Source organism: Bradyrhizobium sp. NBAIM03, assembly GCF_020194055.1.
Lineage (GTDB): Bacteria > Pseudomonadota > Alphaproteobacteria > Rhizobiales > Xanthobacteraceae > Bradyrhizobium > Bradyrhizobium yuanmingense.
In genome coordinates this window covers 1-383 of the sequence record NZ_JADYVS010000288.1, presented here as the reverse complement: position 1 = coordinate 383, position 383 = coordinate 1, and the positions used below count along the sequence as shown (strand labels likewise).

Sequence of the window (383 nt, the reverse complement as noted above, 5' to 3'; positions counted from 1 at the left end):
GAGTATGTGATCGTCGAGGCGGACACGTATTCGATCGTCAAGGAGAAGGTGCCCGAGGGCAAGACCACGTGCTCGCTGTGCTCGCGCCTGCGCCGCGGCGTGATCTACCGCACGGCCAAGGAGCTGGGCGCCAACAAGATCGCGCTGGGCCATCACCGCGACGACATCGTCAACACGTTCTTCCTGAACATGTTCTTCGGCGGCAAGATGAAGTCGATGCCGCCCAAGCTGGCCACCGACAACGGCGACCACATCGTCATCCGGCCGCTCGCCTATTGCGCGGAAAAGGACATCGCTTCCTACGCCCGCGCGATGGAATTCCCGATCATTCCGTGCAACCTCTGCGGCTCGCAGGAAAACCTGCAGCGCAAGAAGGTCAAGGA

Annotated in this window: 1 protein-coding gene; it reads left to right on the top strand. The window is 61.6% G+C overall.

Annotation, left to right across the window (positions count from 1 at the left end; translation table 11 throughout):
* Nucleotides 1–383, top strand: a 383-nt coding sequence (locus I6F21_RS38550) for an ATP-binding protein (protein ID WP_276573651.1), incomplete at both ends; no start/stop codon positions are given.